The organism is Lederbergia graminis (assembly GCF_042655485.1).
GTDB classification, from domain to species: Bacteria; Bacillota; Bacilli; order Bacillales; family Bacillaceae_C; genus Lederbergia; species Lederbergia graminis.
In genome coordinates this window covers 1-17,194 of record NZ_JBHSMC010000013.1, presented here as the reverse complement: position 1 = coordinate 17,194, position 17,194 = coordinate 1, and the positions used below count along the sequence as shown (strand labels likewise).

15 protein-coding genes and 1 riboswitch are annotated in these 17,194 nt (G+C 37.0%); of the genes, 11 read left to right on the top strand and 4 right to left on the bottom strand.

Annotation, left to right across the window (positions count from 1 at the left end; all coding sequences use genetic code 11):
• The first annotated feature begins 998 nt into the window (after positions 1–998).
• The 5 genes from ACFPM4_RS09300 (at position 999) to ACFPM4_RS09280 (ending at position 5,312) form a co-directional block, all read left to right on the top strand.
• Entirely contained in the window at positions 999–1,961 is a 963-nt protein-coding gene (locus ACFPM4_RS09300; RefSeq protein WP_382350561.1) for a 2-hydroxyacid dehydrogenase, read from the top strand.
• A gap of 20 nt (positions 1,962–1,981) precedes the next feature.
• The gene (locus ACFPM4_RS09295) at positions 1,982–2,953 is read left to right on the top strand and encodes a Gfo/Idh/MocA family protein (RefSeq protein ID WP_382350979.1); all 972 of its coding nucleotides are present in this window, start codon (positions 1,982–1,984) and stop codon (positions 2,951–2,953) included.
• A gap of 1 nt (position 2,954) precedes the next feature.
• Positions 2,955–3,947 carry a Gfo/Idh/MocA family protein gene (locus tag ACFPM4_RS09290; RefSeq protein ID WP_382350558.1) on the top strand — a complete coding sequence of 331 codons (993 nt, stop codon included), beginning with the start codon at positions 2,955–2,957 and terminating at the stop codon, positions 3,945–3,947.
• Positions 3,948–3,960: 13 nt separating this feature from the next.
• Entirely contained in the window at positions 3,961–4,821 is an 861-nt protein-coding gene (locus ACFPM4_RS09285) for a sugar phosphate isomerase/epimerase family protein (protein WP_382350555.1), read from the top strand.
• A 110-nt stretch (positions 4,822–4,931) separates the two neighbouring features.
• A complete protein-coding gene (locus ACFPM4_RS09280) occupies positions 4,932–5,312 on the top strand; it encodes a hypothetical protein (protein ID WP_144928262.1) in 381 nt (126 codons plus the stop codon).
• A 56-nt stretch (positions 5,313–5,368) separates the two neighbouring features.
• Here ACFPM4_RS09280 and ACFPM4_RS09275 read toward each other — a convergent pair whose 3' ends face one another.
• The gene (locus ACFPM4_RS09275; protein WP_382350551.1) at positions 5,369–5,854 is read right to left on the bottom strand and encodes a QueT transporter family protein; all 486 of its coding nucleotides are present in this window, start codon (positions 5,852–5,854) and stop codon (positions 5,369–5,371) included.
• Between the two features lie 6 nt (positions 5,855–5,860).
• Positions 5,861–5,905: riboswitch (PreQ1 riboswitch) on the bottom strand.
• 67 nt (positions 5,906–5,972) lie between these two features.
• Between ACFPM4_RS09275 and ACFPM4_RS09270 the strand changes: the two genes are divergently transcribed.
• Positions 5,973–6,203 (top strand): excisionase family DNA-binding protein, encoded by a 231-nt coding sequence (locus ACFPM4_RS09270; protein WP_144928265.1) that lies wholly within the window; start codon positions 5,973–5,975, stop codon positions 6,201–6,203.
• Between the two features lie 629 nt (positions 6,204–6,832).
• Here ACFPM4_RS09270 and ACFPM4_RS09265 read toward each other — a convergent pair.
• Positions 6,833–8,293 carry an IS1182 family transposase gene (locus ACFPM4_RS09265; RefSeq protein WP_382350547.1) on the bottom strand — a complete coding sequence of 487 codons (1,461 nt, stop codon included), beginning with the start codon at positions 8,291–8,293 and terminating at the stop codon, positions 6,833–6,835.
• 437 nt (positions 8,294–8,730) lie between these two features.
• The gene (locus tag ACFPM4_RS09260; RefSeq protein WP_382350544.1) at positions 8,731–8,925 is read right to left on the bottom strand and encodes a hypothetical protein; all 195 of its coding nucleotides are present in this window, start codon (positions 8,923–8,925) and stop codon (positions 8,731–8,733) included.
• Positions 8,926–9,091: 166 nt separating this feature from the next.
• On the opposite strand from ACFPM4_RS09260, the gene ACFPM4_RS09255 reads away from it, so the two are divergent.
• Positions 9,092–10,231, top strand: coding sequence for an HAD family hydrolase (locus tag ACFPM4_RS09255; protein ID WP_382350541.1), 1,140 nt, complete (start codon positions 9,092–9,094; stop codon positions 10,229–10,231).
• Positions 10,232–10,483: 252 nt separating this feature from the next.
• A complete protein-coding gene (locus ACFPM4_RS09250) occupies positions 10,484–10,807 on the top strand; it encodes a hypothetical protein (protein ID WP_382350538.1) in 324 nt (107 codons plus the stop codon).
• Positions 10,808–10,849: 42 nt separating this feature from the next.
• Here the strand turns inward: ACFPM4_RS09250 and serA are convergent, their stop codons facing one another.
• Positions 10,850–12,460, bottom strand: coding sequence for a phosphoglycerate dehydrogenase (gene serA / locus ACFPM4_RS09245; protein WP_144928273.1), 1,611 nt, complete (start codon positions 12,458–12,460; stop codon positions 10,850–10,852).
• A gap of 677 nt (positions 12,461–13,137) precedes the next feature.
• Here serA and ACFPM4_RS09240 point away from each other — a divergent pair.
• The 3 genes from ACFPM4_RS09240 to mgsA are packed head-to-tail and all read left to right on the top strand — an operon-like array spanning position 13,138 to position 16,600.
• A complete protein-coding gene (locus ACFPM4_RS09240) occupies positions 13,138–14,124 on the top strand; it encodes a Gfo/Idh/MocA family protein (RefSeq protein WP_382350534.1) in 987 nt (328 codons plus the stop codon).
• A gap of 25 nt (positions 14,125–14,149) precedes the next feature.
• On the top strand, positions 14,150–16,195 hold the full coding sequence (locus tag ACFPM4_RS09235) for a tetratricopeptide repeat protein (RefSeq protein ID WP_382350531.1): 2,046 nt from the start codon (positions 14,150–14,152) through the stop codon (positions 16,193–16,195).
• Between the two features lie 12 nt (positions 16,196–16,207).
• Entirely contained in the window at positions 16,208–16,600 is a 393-nt protein-coding gene (gene mgsA, locus ACFPM4_RS09230) for a methylglyoxal synthase (protein ID WP_382350528.1), read from the top strand.
• Positions 16,601–17,194 lie beyond the last annotated feature (594 nt).

Sequence of the window (17,194 nt, the reverse complement as noted above, 5' to 3'; positions counted from 1 at the left end):
AATCACTACTACGTGTTAACAGTGTACCATTTGTCGTCTAAATCTCGGAATAAATTGCTCATTTCGTTGAACATTTCTTTCAGATGATTTTTAAGAAAATAATCTGTATTTAAAGTAGGAGTATGAAGAAAAAAATAAGTGGAATTCACATAAACTGTCTTCAAAGCGCTCGTATGAAGACAAAAAAATAGAATAAAAGATAAAACGAGGTTGAGACATAACCATTTGACTTGAATGTAAATCCGAACAATGTAAGTGTAGCTATAACGCTTCGGAAATACACTTCGCTTTCCGCGGGCGGCTAATGAGCCTCCTCGGCGCTAAACGCCTGCGGGGTCTCATCGAGGCCTTTATTCCCGCAGGAGTCTTCGTGTATTTCCTCCGCTGGTAACTATAAATTTTTTGTAATTGAATAGGTGACCAAACTATCTTGTTTTAAAATCAAGTTATAGTTCGGTTTTTATTTGCATATATATTCCTCTTTCCCAGCCCCCAAAAATTAGTTAAGTAGTTATATTTGTCTTCATAGTAGGAGTATGAGGACATATGAACAGCAAAAGAGTAAAAGTTGTCTTCATAACCGTTGTATGAAGACAAAAAAATAGAATAAAAGATAAAACTGTCCTCATACCGGTAGTATGAGGACAAAAAATCGATTATGTAGTTATATTTGTCTTCATAGTAGGAGTATAAGGACAAATAAACAGCAAAAGAGTAAAAGTTGTCTTCATAACCGGTGTATGAAGACAAAACTAAAGGAAACTAGCATAAACTGTCCTCAAAGCACTCGTATGAAGACAAAAATCAGAATAATTGTAGAACCTGTCTTCATAGCGATACAGAGATCTAATTCTCCACCTCACGAACCATTATAAAAGCTATTAATCTTTGATATTTGATACTATATCCCTAATTCCATCTATTGCCAGCGGCTTTAATAAAGCATACAATTATAATGACAGAATAATTAGAATTACCTTAAGAGGAGGAATTCAAAAATGAAACCTAAAGTGTATGTAACCATACCACTTCCAGATCACGTACGTGAATATATCGATCAACATTGTGAAATAAAAGAATGGACAGAAGAGCGCCCAATAACAAAGGACGAGCTGTTAAAAGAAATTGAAGATGTAGAAGGTTTATATACAACTTGGGTGAAAATTGATGATGAATTATTAAATCGTGCCCCTAATCTAAAAGTTGTTAGCAATGTTTCAGTTGGCTTTAATAATTTTGATATTGAAGCGATGAAAAAGCATGGTGTAATTGGGACGAATACACCGTATGTATTAGATGATACCGTTGCTGATTTAGCATTCGCGTTGATTTTAGCAAGTGCTAGGAGAATTACCGAGCTTGATAGTCTTGTAAAAGCAGGGAACTGGCAGAAAACAAAATTCGAACAAGAATACTTTGGGATTGATGTACATCACACAACAATCGGAATTATAGGAATGGGTAGAATAGGTGAGGCAATTGCGAAGAGGGCAAAATTTGGTTTCGATATGGATGTGCTCTATTATAATCGCAATCGAAAACCGGAAGCAGAAGAAAAGTTTGGCGCAAAGTACGCAGACATGGAGACTCTATTAAAACAGTCTGATTTTATTGTGCTTATGACGCCACTTACTCCTGAAACGGAACATTTAATCGGTGAAAAAGAATTTGCCATGATGAAGGAGTCTGCGATTTTCATTAATGTTTCCCGTGGTAAAACAGTGGACGAGCAAGCATTAATTAAAGCATTACTAGAAAAACAAATATATGGTGCTGGATTAGATGTCTTCCAACAGGAGCCAATCGAAACAGACAATCCACTTTTACAGCTGAAAAACGTAGTAACAATCCCGCATATCGGCTCTGCAACTGCAAGAACACGAGAAGCAATGGCGATGCGTGCAGCTGAGAATGTTGTAGCGGTGTTAACAGGTAAGGATGCAATTGATCCAGTATATTAATAGATTGGAGTGTGAATAAAATGAAAGTTGCTGTCATTGGATCTGGGAAGTTAGGGCAAAGACACTTAAACACATGGTCGCAAATGGATGGTGTTGAGATTGTTGGAGTAATTGCCAGAAATCAAGTGAAACTACAAGAAGTAGCTGCAAAATATGAAACTACTCCATATGAGAGTCTTCAAGACTTGATAGCAAAAACAGATGTGGACATCATTGATATTTGTACTCCTACATATTCACATGGAGAATTTATAAAAGAAGCTGCGCAAGCACAGAAACACATTATTTGTGAAAAGCCACTCGCTATAAATAGTGAAGAAGCAGAGAAGCTCATATCAATTTGTGAGGATAACGGAGTTCAATTGCTTGTTGGTCATACATTGAGATTTTTCCCTGAGTATGCAAATGCACGTAACCAAATTCACAATGGAGCAATAGGTACACCTGGAGTTATACGGATGTCACGTGGAGTACCTTACCCACAAGTGAACTCATGGTACACAGATGACTCGAAAAGTGGTGGGCTGTTTCTTGATCTAGGAGTTCATGAGTTTGATTGGCTAATATGGACGTTCGGTGATGTGAAAAGGGTAATGGCAAAACGAGTTCAAAGAGAGGACATGGAATATGGTCTCATTACAGTAAGAATGGAGGATGGGACTATTGCTCATATCGAGCTATCATGGGCAGAAACACAATTCCGCGCCTCCTATGAATTAGCAGGGGATAAAGGGATGATTACCTATAATTATGATGATAGTACTCCAATAGCATTCCAATCTCGTCATAATCGTGAATACCAATTACCAAGAACAGCACTTAAAAAAGACCCGTATTATCGCCAGTTAGAACATTTTATTCAAATTCTCTCCAATCAAACCGAACCGATTGTTACGGCACATGATGCATTAAAGGCAATTCAACTTGCGGAAGCTGCACGAAAGTCTGCTGAAACAGGACAGCCAGTATCGTTTTTAGAAGGAGTGAAATGAGATGAAAGTAGGAATCATTAGTTTCGCCCATATGCACGCTCATAGTTACGCGACTCATATTAAGAACCGTCCCGATGCGGAGTTAGCGGCAATTTGGGATGGTAACGAAGAACGCGGACAGCAAATGGCTCAACATTTTCAATGCACATACTTTAATCATCTCGATGAATTATTATCTACCGACATCGATGCCGTCATTGTCTGTTCTGAAAATGCCAACCATAAAGACCATGTCGTAAAAGCTGCTAAAGCAAAGAAACATATTTTATGTGAAAAACCGATTGCTACGACGATCGAAGATGCAGAAACGATGATCAACACATGTAAGGAAGAAGATGTTATTTTACAAATCGCCTTTCCTGTACGTTTTTCCGAAGCTGTTCGTAATGCGAAAGCCGCGATTGATAGTGGGGCAATAGGTGAAGTGGTTGCCATCAATAGTACAAACCATGGGAAAATGCCAGGTGGCTGGTTCATTGATGAAAAGCTATCTGGTGGTGGAGCGGCAACAGACCACATTGTTCACGTGATGGATTTGATTAGGTGGATTGTAAAAGATGAGGTAAAAAGTGTGTATGCCGAGTTAGATACAAGATTTTATGATATTGATGTCGAGGACTGTGGAATTATTACATTGGAGCTGGAATCTGGTGCGATTGCGACGATTGATCCGAGTTGGTCACGACCACAAACATTCCCGACTTGGGGCGATGTGTATTTGAACTTCATCGGAACGAAAGGTAACTTACAAGTAGATGCCTTTAAGCAGCATACTGTCCATTATAATGATAACGCTGACAATATCCAACAACTTTCGTTTGCCGATGATATGGATGCGGGCCTAGTAGATGACTTCATTACTACGGTAAAAAATAAAGATAATCCATCAATTACAGGAGAAGATGGTTTAAGAACTTTAGAAGTAGTAAAGGCTGCCTATGAATCTTTTGAGAAAAAACAATCTGTATCCTTAGTAAGAAAAGTATTGTCATAGAGGGGGGATAGTAGTGAAGATTGGGATTAGTTCTTATAGCTTAAATCAAGCATTACAATCCGGAGAAATGGACATATTGGATGTTATCCAGTGGGCAAGTGACAATGGAGCAGATCATCTCGAAATTGTTCCAATCGGTTTCAGTATGGATGACAAACTAATAGATTATATTCGTGATAAGGCTGATAAAGTCGGAATAGAAATATCCCATTATTTAGTAGGAGCTAATTTTATTCAAAATAGCGAAGTGGGAGTAGAAGCAGAGGTTAAGCGAGTCAAAGAACAAGTAGATATCGCACATAAACTTGGTGTAAAAATGATGCGCCACGATGTCGCATCTCGTCCACTGGAGGAAACATCTATCATTCAATTTGAGCACGATCTCCCAACACTAGTGAAAGCATGTCGAGAAATTGCAGACTATGCTACTCAATTCGGTATTATCACAAGTGTCGAAAACCATGGCTACTATGTACAAGCAAGTGATAGAATTCAACGACTAGTCCATGAAGTGAACCGAGCGAATTTTAAAACAACAGTAGATATCGGTAACTTTTTATGTGTAGATGAAAACCCAGTTTCAGCTGTACAGAAAAATATTCCTTACGCATCCATGATTCATTTCAAGGACTTTTATCTTCGCCCTGCAAGTGAAAATCCAGGAGATGGTTTCTTCCGAACAACTGCCGGAAACTATTTACGTGGTTCCATATTCGGTCAAGGCGATATCGATGTAAGGGAGATTATTAGAATCATTAAGAATTCTAATTATGATGGCTATATTTCGCTGGAATTTGAAGGGATGGAAGAATGTAAGCTAGGGACGAAAGTTGGGTTAGAGAATATGAAGAGATTGCTTGCTGAATTAGTATAAAGATTTATAGACCTAAATATTCGTGACCATGGACATACTGCTTCTAAAAGTCATATAATATATATAATAGTACATATTGTTGTCACTTGTGTGAAAAGGAGGGGAAAAGCATGTCAGTTGCCAGAGTATTAACGGGATTATGGAGAACTAGTACAGAAACTAGTGACCGTGCTAAAGATCCAAAGTTAAAGAGTCGTTATTACAAAATAAAAAGACCAGCATTAATGGAGAAAATTAAGTTTATCATCAATAACAAGCTAAAAGGGTGGAAAATCCTTCATGTTGATGAAGAGCGTGGAGAAATCCTCGTTGAAAAAAGAGGGATGAGACGTAACCAAATCACGATTACAGTCTACCAAGTGGAGCCACTAAGATGTAGTGTTGATGTTTTATCCGCATTTGAAGGTTTCGGAGACTTAGGTATGAGTTACTTTACTGTGCTTAATTTCTTCGAGTTATTAAATAAAGAAGTTCCACCTGAGAGAAAGTAAAAAAGAGAGTGTCTACGGTTTAAACCGTATAAGACACTCTCTTTTAACTTTCTTCTTTAAATCATATCTTTAAAGTTAATTCGTTTATTTAAAGCAATCATAACTGGTATACCAATACCCATCACGACTAACTCACTAATCGCAGTTGTTAACCATGTGAAGAAAAATGGCCATCCCAGTGCAAGGTTAAGCTCGAATGCAATGATAAACATCAAAAACGAAAAGATAATCGTATTAAATAGCATTCGCTGCCAGATTCCTTTAATATATTTAGCAGAGAAAATCGTTAAAGATAATGCTATAATCGAATGTGCGACTCCAAATATTAAATCATATGGGAGTAGTATGGAAAAAAGTAAGTTGGAAATGAAGACACCAATTACTATACCGAAAATATATTTTTTGTTAAAAACCACTAAATGATTAAACATTTCCGATACCCTGAATTGGATATGCGTAAAGCCGAATGGTGCAATAATACCTGTAACTGCAATATAAAGTGCAGCCAAAATACTATTTACTACTAATGTTTTAATTTTCAATTCAATCTCTCCCTAGTTTTTTTACGTGGGATGGTTACGAACCACGTAGGCTATAGCCCAAAGTGTTATTCTATTATAATATGTAACTTTTAGTCAATATATTTCGAGGTGGGAAATAATGTATTTAACAATTGAGGAAACAGCTGAGTATTTAGAACTTCCTGTAGCAACTGTAAAAAGTTTGGTTTTACAGAAGAAAATTAGAGCTATCTTTGATGGGGAGAATTACTTAATTTATAAAGAACAGTTTAATACGCATTTTGAGCAATTGGAAAAATATAAAAAACAAGTGGAGGAGTATTTATCAGAACCTATTCCTGAAGACTGGGATGCGAAGGATGAGGATTAGTTGTTAATAAAAAATGCTTGTCCAATAAAATGAAACTGTAATTCCTTGTAACCCGATTTCTAAAAATTAATTATCAATCTAAATCTGTTGATTTCCGTTTCAGGAGCTCGCTTTCCGCGGGATTCGAAAAGCGAAAGGCGCTTGGGACTTGAAGGAAGGCTAATTTCGCAACATCCTGTTGCAACGCCTTCCTGACCCGCATCGTGCGGGCCCGCGACAAGCAAATGTTCTGAGACAAAGAAAGGCGTTCTTTGCCTTTCATGTCTCAGTTATTTGACCTCGAGCCGATAGCGCCTACAGCTAGACAAGGTTCGGAAGCCTCCTCGGTGCTGATCGCACCTGTCTAGCTCAGGCTCCTAGCGGCTAGCGAACGAGACATTCCTTCCCCTACGATAAGTCAACATCGGCTCGTTCCTTGCCGTGTTTCCTTTATCTCAGTGCAGGACTGTCTCCCGTTCGTACACCGCTAAACAGTCGCCTTCGCTTTTCTATATGTGGGGGCTCCAGGCTACCGCACATGAGGGCACTGAAAATCTTTCATATTTTTGTTTATTATAGTAGTTGATGGCAAAAAAAGGGCAATTTCCCACTGTTTTAAGAGGGAAATTGCCCTACTATGTTGCTATTTTTTACTCTTTTTCACTGAGCAATTTTATAATTCGCTTTAGATTGACAGCGAATATCGTCGTTGCTCCTTGGACTTGCAAACCAAATAGACCCGCAGATGATGCTATATCATACCCGTGTCTGTGTTTTAACTCACTATTTTTGGCTTCAATTTTATACCGAGACTTCGCTAAGTTCTTAAACTCCTCTGTGTTTTGAAAAGCTTCCTGCTCGGTATGTTCTTTGGATTTAATTGTTACATAGTAGGACTTCGTTTTCGCTCCCTCTTTATAACATCCATCACGAAGTGGACAGACTTTACACTTTTCTACATCAAATGTGTATCTAATTCTTGGACTTTTCTTTTCTCCATTTCCTCTGTCGTATTTTTTACCAGTTGCTAAGTGACCTGCCTTACATACGTACAATCCAGCATCTTTATTAAATTCAAACTCATTTTCTTTTGTTCGTGTTCCATGTGTTATGATTGGATGTAATTTAGAAACGAGAGTTAGTTTATTTTCTTGGGCATAGCTAATATTACCCTTCTCAGAATACGCAGTATCTCCAATAACTGTATCAATTTCCATTCCTGTTGCTTGACTCTTCTGAACTAATTCCTGCAGGAATTTCCCATCACTTTTTTCACCTGTTGTCACAACTGCTGAAGTAATAATTCTTTCATCACTCATCGCAAGGTGCGTTTTAAAACCAAAAAAAGAAGAGTCTGCAGATTTATGTCCTGTCCTGGCATCAGGATCATTAGAATAGCTAAGGTTTTCTTTGAAATCCTCCGTGACTTCTCTTAAAACATTTAACTTCTCTTTAACAGAAGGCACCTCTGCGATTTGTGGCTCTCTTTCAATAATTGAAATGATTTGATTACAATAATCCAATTCATCTGAAATTTCATTAGAAGTTGGTTTTGCGGGGAATTTTTCTTTTACAGAGTCATCAATTTGATACACTGCTTTTCTAACATTTTTTGATTTCTCTTGTAAAAACTCTTTTGGTGATTTTTGATTATAACGAGATTTTGTATGTGTAGAGTCCACGATTATCGTTTTACTATTAATAATTTCGTGTTCCAACGCGATTTCAACCGATTTCCCTATAAGCATATCTAATAAACCCTCATCTGTAAGACGGAGTTTGCGGAATTTAGTCAGCGAGCTTGGATTGATGACTTTATCCTCGGGTGCCATATCGAGGAAATATTTAAATGACATATCATATTTTGATCGTTCTACTACATCGACATCAGATAAATCAAAAAATGATTTTAACAGTAGATATTTAAACATACGAATTGGAGGAACTGCGTTCCTCCCGTTATCAAGGCAATATTTTGTCTTCAATTCTTCAAATATAAATGTAAAATCTACAAGTTCATTGATCTTACGTAACATATTGTCTTTCGGTACAACTATGTCGTATATTGCCATGAATGGGCTTAGATTTAGAGACTCTTGGTTTGATAGCATTTGGAAGATCACCTACATATAATTAGTATCTTTATTATAAAGTAAAAAAGCAGTAGAAAGTTCGATGTATTTGAACTTTCTACTGCAAAATTAGAGACTTTTTCAGTGCCCTCACTAGCGGGACAGGTGAGACCCCGCAGGAGCATTTGCGATGAGGAGGCTCACCGCACGCCCCGTGGAAAGCAAAGCCGCCTGGAACGGAAATCAACAGCTCTGTTTTACCATATCGCTAAATTCAAGGGACTTTTTCAGTGGCCTCCCGCACATCCCGTAGGAGTCTCCGTGTATTTCCTGCGCTTGTATTATTCGATTCTTATTGGATCACTCCTAATATTCTAAAGTAAGAAAAAACCAAACTATTTTGTAGACTCACGTTATAGTTTGGTTTTCATTCATTTCTATTTATTTTTGTCCCAGCTTATGCCGGTAGTTTTTTATTATCTGTGATCACTTGATTCGTTATCGTTATCTTCTTGATTACCAAATGGTCCTCTTCCCCAGAAGGAGTCCCAAGGGTTTCTTCTCGGACGGTCATGTTTTCTATCTCTATCATCTTCTATAATCTCTACATTTTTAGCGTGAATAATTAAGTTTTCCACATGAATTTCTTTACCCTTTCTATTGCTAGACATATTATCCCTCCCTGGCTATATAATTAGTTCGCAGTTATTTTATTCAAATAAAAAAATTGTGTATAGGCGAATTATTATAATGTGATTAGTTAACAGATTTTTAAGGAAATTCAACAATTAGTCTGCTAAACTATAAAGAAGCATAATTGGAAGTGAGGGCATTAGAATGATTAAGACAGTTTTGTTTGATGTGGATGGTGTTTTATTAAGTGAGGAACGCTATTTCGATTCATCAGCACTTACGGTTTGGGAAATATTAAATAGTGGTAAATACATAGGGCTAGCGCCTAATAAAAATAAAGTGGAATATAGTGATGAGGAAATTGCTGAGATTCGTTCCAATGTTTTTGTGGATGATCAAGTCTTAAAATTATTAAAATCTGCAGGTTTAAATGCAAACTGGGATATGATTTACGTAACAGTGTGTAATCAATTAATCCACTTACTAGAACAGGTGAAAGGCACGGAAAAAGCAAATATTGAAAAGTGGGTTACAAATCCCATTGATCGGAAAGTTCTTCAAGAAATTGGGGAAGTATTAGCAACTAAGAATGTTCAATTGGATTTTCTTGGTTTGCTTGATAATTTTGCGGATGCTGAAAAGACAAAGGATGGTTTATTTACTCATATAGACAAATTGGTAAAAGAAAAGCTTGATGTTTCTGGTTCTCAATTTGCACAATCTGGGGCTTTATGGGATACATGTGAACACATTTGTCAGGAATGGTATGTTGGAGACGATAATGTATTAGAATCGACAGGGAGGCCATCCGTCCAAACCGGTAAACAAGGTTTCTTGTCACAGGAAAAGGTACTTGCTCCGGCAGAAGAGATTGCTCGTATGTTTGCTGAACTGAAAGATGCAGGTATTATGATTGGAATTGGGACAGGCCGTCCAGAGTTAGAAACGATTGAACCTTTCAAACATCTCAATTGGTTACAGTATTTCAATGTGAATAATATTGTAACGGCGGATGATGTGCTTGCAGCCGAACGTGAATATCCAAATCTGCAATTATCTAAACCGAATCCATACACATATGTCATGGCATTGTCTAGTAAACAGAAGACAGCTTTGGAGTGTATCGAAACGCAACTTCCACTTGAAAACGGAGAAGAGGTTTTAATTGTTGGCGATTCATTAGCAGATCTACTTGCAGCACGAAAAATGGGCAGTACATTTGCAGCAGTATTAACAGGCTTATCAGGCAAGAATGCTCGTGCTGAATTTGAAAATTATAATGTGAAATATATATTTGATAATGTAATGGATGTAAGGGATTTTGTACTTGCTTCCGTAAAATAATCGTTGTGATAGCAATCTGAATGGATTTTTCAGATTGCTATTTTTATTTATCATCTCATTAAAATTACTGCTGTACAAAAATCAATCAATTCATGAGTAAAAATAAATAATAAATGTAAGACAATTTGCATTTTTCCGATTGACTTATTTTCAATAGTTTCATAAAATAAGATAAACATATTGAAATACTCGGGATTAAAAATTGAGAATTAATATCTTACTTGAAATTTGTGAATGAAAAGGGGGAGTCAGTTGCGGAAATATCTATTTTATATATTACTAGGACTAATGATCTTATCGTGGGGGTTAGGCATTTATTACGTTACAGTCTATGACATACCGATATCTGTCGTACCATTATTAGATAATAAATTCTATTGGGCATCTAGTTTTAAAGCAATGTTAGGCTTAACCATTATTATCACAATCATTTCACTTGTTGCTTTTATGTTTAGAAAATACTACAACAGATTTTCCAAATGGTATATCATACATGGAGTTGGAATTTTCCTTTGGGGTTTTACTCTATTTTCACAAGCGAGGATTGCAGCATTTAATTTAGGAATTTGCCATTAATTATACAGAAAGGACCGCATACTGAATGCGGTCCTCATTTTATTAATTATGAACTGGTATTTTTTCATCTGTTAATTCAAGAAATTGAGCATACTCTAAGCCTTTAATCGCTGTTAGAGCGTTAATTACTTCTGGTTCAACTGCTTTATCAAGCGTTAATACCATGACAGCTTCTCCACCAATAACAGAACGTCCAACCTGCATTGTACCAATATTTACATCGTAATCACCAAGCATGGAGCCAACGCGACCAACCATACCAGGGATATCATGATGTTTAATGTAAAGTAAGAATGGTTCTGGACGAACATCTACACGGTAGTCGTTCATTTTCACAATACGAGCACCATAACCATTAAGTAGTGTTGCACCAATATTTGCTTTTGCTTCGCCTCTGTAAAGAGTTAATTCAATGTAGCTAGCAAATCCTTTGCTCTTTGGATTTTTAGAAACATTTGAAGTAACTCCTTGGTCTTTCAACAAATGTTGCGCATTGATAAGATTTACTGCATCACCTAAATGCTGAGCAAGTATTGACTTCACAATCGTACGAGTAATTAACTCTGTATTTTCCTTGGAAAGCTGACCATAATATGTGATTTCCACTTTATCTGGTGCTTCTTTCAATAATTGAATCGCAAGTGCACCCATTTGATCACCGAGATCAATATATGGTTGTAACTTCTTATGTGTTTCACCAGATACATGTGGCATATTAACTGCAGAACGGATTGTTTGCGTTTCAAAAATTTCAATAATTTCTTCGCTAACTTCGTGAGCTACTTTTTCTTGCGCCTCAACAGTTGATGCTCCTAGATGTGGAGTTACAACTACATTCGGATGGCTAAGTAATTCTGTGTTAGTAGATGGTTCTGTTTCATACACATCAAGTGCAGCACCAGCAACTTGACCAGAATTTAACGCACGTACAAGCGCAGCTTCATCAATAATTCCACCACGTGCACAGTTAATGATTCGAACACCTTTTTTCGTTTTAGCTAAATAGTCATCATTTACAAGTCCTCTTGTTTCTTTGATTAGAGGAGTGTGAATAGTAATAAAATCAGCTTCTGCAGCAATTTCATCTAATGACGCTTTCGTAATTCCCATTTCTCCAGCACGGTCTTCCGTTAAATAAGGATCATAGCCAAGAATATTCATACCGAAGCTTTTTGCACGTTTTGCAACCTCGGAACCAATTTTCCCCATCCCAATAACTCCAAGTGTTTTTTCGTATAGCTCAACACCTTTAAAGTTATTGCGTTCCCATTTACCAGCTGATGTAGATGCATGAGCGTGTGGGATATTTCTTGCTAGAGATAGCATCATTGCCATTGTAAGTTCTGCAGCAGAAATAGTATTTGCTCCAGGAGCGTTAATTACGATAATACCTTTTTTTGTAGCGGCATTAACGTCAATATTGTCTACTCCAACACCAGCACGAGCGATGACTCGTAAGTTGCTTGCATGTTCTAAAATATCAGCTGTTACTTGTGTTTGACTGCGAACAATCAAAGCGTCGTATTCTTTGATAATTTCTTTTAAAGCATCAGGTGCTAAACCTGGATTTTTATCCACAACATAGTTTGGATGATCATATAATGCTTTTAACCCAGTATCACTAATTGCATCGGCTACTAGAACTTTGTACATGACAATTTCAACCTCCAGAATAATGTTTTTTTGAATTAATACTGTTGATTTTCGCTTCGCCGCACAGGTTGTGCAGGTGCAGGTGTTGCCACAGGAAGTGGCGAACTGCCAGGTACTCGCTTTCCACGGGTGGTTAGGGATCGCTATGCTATCTGTAGGGATTCACCCTGACCCGCTTTTTCCGCAGAATCTCGCACCTTTTACAATCAACTTGTTGCTATATTACAGAAGAACAATTGCCTTTGTAATAAAATGAAAACGCCCCCATAACACAGACAGGTTTGCCTAGTTATGAGGGACGTAAAATCGTGGTGCCACCCTCGTTCACCATATTTATGAGCAGTATTCATTCATATAGCCTCGAGTAATTAACGACTTGCGCCGGGCATATTGCCAGTTTAGAAGTGCTGAGCTTTTGAAGCTAATTCGCCGATTTTCACCAACCATCGACTCTCTTTGGAATTCTCTTCAATGCCTTCTTCATCATCACTTTTTTCATTATAAAAATTGTTTGAATAATATAGGAATTATTCTACCACAACATCTTCGGGATGCAAAGACTAATTTTGCTATGAAAAAACTTTATTTGCTATTTTTCGTCAAGATGAATGCAAGAAAGTGATAAATACAATATAGTATAAATAAATATGTTTTCATGAACTTAGGAGGTAATGAAAATGATTCGATTCGGAGTAATAGGAACTAATTGGATTACAGATCGCTTGCTCGAAGCGGCTTCACAAAATAATGACTTTCAGTTGACGGCTGTTTATTCTCGTACAGAAACGAAGGGCCGTGAATTTGCTCAGAAATATGGAGTGGAAAATGTATTTACGAATCTGGAGGAAATGGCAAAGAGTGATAAAATCGATGCCGTTTATATAGCAAGTCCTAATTCTCTTCATTTAGAACAAACAATTACTATGTTGAAAAATGGGAAGCATGTTCTTTGTGAAAAACCTCTAGCTTCTAATTCAAAAGAAATTGAGATAATGATTAATACAGCAAGGGAAAATAACGTTGTTTTAATGGAAGCGATGAAAACAACATTATTACCGAATTTTATTGCTTTAAAAGACAACTTACATAAAATCGGAAAAGTAAGAAGATACCATGCTAGTTATTGTAAATACTCATCCCGTTATGATGCCTATCGTCAGGGAACGATTTTAAATGCATTTAATCCACAATTTTCAAATGGTTCATTAATGGATTTAGGTGTTTATTGTATTTTTCCACTAGTTGTTTTATTTGGTGCTCCAAAGAAAATAAAAGCAAATGCCGTTATGCTAGAATCTGGAGTGGATGGTGGCGGAAGTTTATTATTGGAATATGACGGTTTTGAAGCTGTCATTACTCATTCTAAAATTGTAAATTCTTACGTTCCATCTGAGATACAAGGCGAAGAAGGAAGTTTCCTGATAGAAGAAATATCAGATTTAGAAAGAATTGAACTACGCTATCGAGATGGAAAGATGGAAGAAATTGGAGCGGAAACAATTCATCCTTCCATGTATTATGAAGTAGAGGAGTTTATTCATTTAATAAAATCTGGAAAATTAGAATCAGACATGAATTCTCATGAGAATTCACTTATTGTAGCTAATATTGTGGAGGAAGCAAGAAAGCAATTTGGCCTTAAGTATCCTGCAGATCTAAACTAAAATGCTAAGGGAGATGGTGAGTAACATGGTAGAGATTGAATCAGTATTAATCGATAAAACATACTATGAAAAAACTTTCATGGAAAATGAAAACCAGCACCCTGTTGAGGTTATGGGGAAATTGTATTTTGAGGAACAAAAACAAAGCTTTTCAGATTTATCCGATATTCGCTTTGCTCAAGGGGAAATCTATTATCATTGTAAAGACTATGAAGCTGCCATTTATAAATGGGAGAATGTTCATAACAACTTAGAACCTTGGGCAAGAAAAAATATGGCTGATGCCTATGTTGAGTCTGATATTTTAGATACAGCTGAAAACATATATAAATCAATTACAACAGATTCGCTTATCCTTAATACAGAAATTAATTTGCGCTTGTTTCATTTGTATGTACAGCAAAACAAATTTAATGAAGCGAATCAAATGATCAAAAATGCGGTTGTACTAGATCCCGATTACCGTAATGTTTCGAAGATTGCTTATTCGTTCTTTGTAGAACAACAAGATTGGGAAAATGCACTCGAGATAGCTGTAAATGAATCGATTCGTACAAAATCAACTGAATGGTTTGATATTTTACTTTCGATTTTTGAAAATGATCAATTGCACAAGAAAAATCCTACATACTATCTTCCTGTACTTCAGGTCATTGGAGAAGAAAGTAAACTACATTTTGAACAAATAGTAGACAAATTATGGAATCATTATAAAAATGAATCAATTTATTTTGAATGGCTACAGGTAATAAATCAATTGGTGAAAGAGGAATCAGAAGTCATATCTCCATATTATATGCAAGAATATATCGATATGATTGGTGGCAAATACTCTCTAGCAGTGATGAAACCTGTTGTACCGAATTTGTTAACTGCATGGATAAAAGTAGCAGGTCCAAATGATCGTGTTTTTGCTGCGTCAGCAGTGTTAGCATGGAATCATCAATTCCCTGAACTTTTTACAGAGGAAATTATTAATGCTGGACGTACAATTCTAGCAGAAGAACACTTGGAAATTGATATTCTTACAGAATGTCACGATCTACTTCAAGCAATTAAACGCTGGGAGAAAGATAATAAATTGGGGACAGAAACGGTCATCCCTTCTTTTAATAGCTCGTTAGATCTATTAGCTTTTACTAGACAAAGACTTGCTAGTTTAGTAGATAAACAACAGGAATTGAAAGCATCATTATCTGAGTCGATAGAAATCAATGATGATATCGTTGGACGCCTGAATGGCTCTGTCCATCAATTAGAGGATATGCAAGAAGAAAAGATTCGTGTTTTACAAAAAGCGTATAAGTCTATGAAAGATAAATTAACTGCTAAAATGAAGGAAGAGATTCCTTTATTCTTGAAATCAACAACGGAAATTATGAAGGAAGATACGGATTATCGGACCATTCATTTAGATTTAAATATTGAAATGAATAATCGCATCAGAAATTATATGAATGAGACGATACTTCCACTATTTAAGCAATTGCTTCAAGACTGGATAGCGCAATCCCAAGCTGAACTTAATGAAAGTCAAGAACGGATGGATGAATGGAGTACTGGATTTAATGAATTACTTGGTGTGGATTCGCTAGATCTTTTATGTGATTTCTCTATATTAGAAGATTGGAAAAGGGATGCAGAACGCCTCTCTGACAATGTTTCAATTGATAAAGAGAACATTTTACTACGAAGAACGCCTTCCCAAGTTTTACTAAAAAGCGCTGGGAAATTATTTGGAAGTCTACCGAAAAATAATACCGTTCTTGCAAACACGTATAAGAACTTCGTTGAGAAAGAAGACTATGTAGAAGCAGCTGAGTCGGTAATCAATAAATTTTTCCGTCAATTCGAATTGATCGAGAAAGCAATTGCGCGGGATATCCAAATCTTCTTTAAAGAACCTTATCAAACATTAAAAGATACAGTCATATTAAAAAATAACGAACTAGAGAAAAATAGGGTTGATTACACGGAAATAAAGGAAAACCCAGAGAAGTTCCTTGATCCAATTACACTGTTTGAAATTAGACTAGATCAATACGAAATCATCGCTAAAAAAGACAATTAAGGGGGAGTACAAATGAAAATAGCTTTAATTGCACATGATAAAAAGAAAGATGATATGATCCAATTTGCGACAGCATATAAATTAATTCTGGAAAAACATGAATTATTTGCGACTGGAACAACGGGCTTAAGAATCATGGAAGCAACAGGCTTAGAAATTAATAGATTTCAATCTGGACCACTTGGTGGCGACCAACAAATTGGTGCTTATATCGCTCAAAATGAAATGGATATGGTAATTTTCTTCCGTGATCCATTAACTGCGCAACCACACGAACCAGACGTATCCGCCCTTATGCGTTTATGTGATGTGTACGGAGTGCCACTAGCAACGAACATGGGGACAGGAGAACTACTCATCCGCGGTTTAGAAAAAGGACATCTTGACTGGAGAAGAAATCAATAATATAAGGAGACTTTCAAAGTGAAATACATGACTTTTGAAAGTCTTTTTTTATTGCTGAAAGTTGGATTGGTTTAAGGGATATGAGTTTATGATGGGGTGGGCCGCGTGCCCTGTTGAGAGGGAAATGGGTGGGAGCGGTCAGGTTGGAGCTTGCCGGGTGCCCGGTAGAAGAGAAAAATTGAGGAGGCGGTCACGCAAGAACTTGTAGCGTTCCCACTCTAAGGAGAAATTGAAGGAAGTGGTCACGATGGAGTTTGCATCGTGCCCGGTTGAGAGGAAAATGGGCGGAAGCGGTCACGATGGAGGTTGTATCGTGCCCGGTTGAAGGGAAAAGTTGCGGAGGTGGTCACGCAGGAGGTTGCATCGTGCCCAGGTGAGAGGAAAATGGACGGAGGTGGTCACGATGGAGGTCGTATCGTGCCCGGTTGAAGGGAAAAGTTGCGGAGGTGGTCACGCTAGAGGTTGCTGCGTGCCCAGGTGAGAGGAAAATGAGTCAAGTCCATAATATTGTGTAAAAGTTATTACAACATTTTCAACCAACTTTATATAGTAAAATGGACGGCCACAGCGTAGCTGCTTGCCATTGACTTCAGC

Excerpts from the sequence above, each read along its gene's own strand:
- ACFPM4_RS09300 (WP_382350561.1), top strand. The coding sequence starts at position 999 with ATGAAACCTAAAGTGTATGTAACCATACCACTTCCAGATCACGTACGT.
- ACFPM4_RS09295 (WP_382350979.1), top strand. The coding sequence starts at position 1,982 with ATGAAAGTTGCTGTCATTGGATCTGGGAAGTTAGGGCAAAGACACTTA.
- ACFPM4_RS09290 (WP_382350558.1), top strand. The coding sequence starts at position 2,955 with ATGAAAGTAGGAATCATTAGTTTCGCCCATATGCACGCTCATAGTTAC.
- ACFPM4_RS09280 (WP_144928262.1), top strand. The coding sequence starts at position 4,932 with ATGTCAGTTGCCAGAGTATTAACGGGATTATGGAGAACTAGTACAGAA.
- ACFPM4_RS09270 (WP_144928265.1), top strand. The coding sequence starts at position 5,973 with ATGTATTTAACAATTGAGGAAACAGCTGAGTATTTAGAACTTCCTGTA.
- ACFPM4_RS09265 (WP_382350547.1), bottom strand. The coding sequence starts at position 8,293 with ATGCTATCAAACCAAGAGTCTCTAAATCTAAGCCCATTCATGGCAATA.
- ACFPM4_RS09260 (WP_382350544.1), bottom strand. The coding sequence starts at position 8,925 with ATGTCTAGCAATAGAAAGGGTAAAGAAATTCATGTGGAAAACTTAATT.
- ACFPM4_RS09255 (WP_382350541.1), top strand. The coding sequence starts at position 9,092 with ATGATTAAGACAGTTTTGTTTGATGTGGATGGTGTTTTATTAAGTGAG.
- serA (WP_144928273.1), bottom strand. The coding sequence starts at position 12,460 with ATGTACAAAGTTCTAGTAGCCGATGCAATTAGTGATACTGGGTTAAAA.
- ACFPM4_RS09240 (WP_382350534.1), top strand. The coding sequence starts at position 13,138 with ATGATTCGATTCGGAGTAATAGGAACTAATTGGATTACAGATCGCTTG.
- ACFPM4_RS09235 (WP_382350531.1), top strand. The coding sequence starts at position 14,150 with ATGGTAGAGATTGAATCAGTATTAATCGATAAAACATACTATGAAAAA.
- mgsA (WP_382350528.1), top strand. The coding sequence starts at position 16,208 with ATGAAAATAGCTTTAATTGCACATGATAAAAAGAAAGATGATATGATC.